This window comes from Haemophilus sp. Marseille-P9675, assembly GCF_916862695.1.
In the GTDB taxonomy this organism is placed as follows: domain Bacteria; phylum Pseudomonadota; class Gammaproteobacteria; order Enterobacterales; family Pasteurellaceae; genus Haemophilus; species Haemophilus haemolyticus_K.
The window spans coordinates 1-819 of record NZ_CAKASP010000015.1 but is presented as its reverse complement, the minus strand read 5'-3'; the positions used below and the strand labels follow the sequence as shown (position 1 = coordinate 819).

Sequence of the window (819 nt, the reverse complement as noted above, 5' to 3'; positions counted from 1 at the left end):
TCTGACAAACCATTTTTCGCTTCAGGATGGTGAACAAAATAAACATCTTTATATACCTTTTTATCTATATTGCCTGTTTTATCATCCCTGCCCGCAATATAGTTTTGTACTGCAAATTTTGCTGCTGCATTATGATTATTAAAGATGCCATTAAATGCAACGACATATTTACTCTCTGTTTTCCCTGTTTTTGGATCAGTATAAGTGACTTTTTGTAATTGATTACGCTCTTGATCGGATAATTCATGCAATACATAAATATTACGTCCTTTTTCTAGTTGCTGCTTAAGGTATTCTGTTCTATCTAACCCCTTAGCATCTGCTTCTTCATTTATTTTTTTCAGAATTTTAGGATCCTCTATAGGCTCTCCTTTTTCATCCACTTTATGAGTAAACATCCGATGTTCTGCGATAAACATTGTTCGATAAGCTTCATCCGTTGCGCCACCAACATTCTTCGCAAAACTCTGAATTGTTGCAACATCCTGCTCAACTTCTTTTTGCATTTTTGCATGATCTACTTTTTCAAGTTTATTTGCGTCTTGCTCTGTTGATTTCTTGATAGTCTCAATATTCTGTTTGCCCTGCATGCTCGCAATATTAAAGTTACCATCACTAATCACAGCATTAGTTGTACTCTGATTATTTTCACTTTGACTGCTATTGCTGGCTAAATTAGCTAGACCAATTTTTGCTGCAGCGTATAAATCTGTACTATGAACATCATCTGTGCCTAAACCAAATTTTACCGGCAATTGATTTGCTTTATTTGGATTCGCCTGTTCAAAGGTTTCGCCCTTTCTATCCTCACCACGATAA

Annotated in this window: 1 protein-coding gene; it reads right to left on the bottom strand. The window is 35.7% G+C overall.

Going from position 1 to position 819, the window contains the following annotated elements:
• A partial coding sequence (locus LIX50_RS09465) for a hypothetical protein (RefSeq protein ID WP_226385951.1) occupies positions 1-819 on the bottom strand: 819 nt, incomplete at both ends.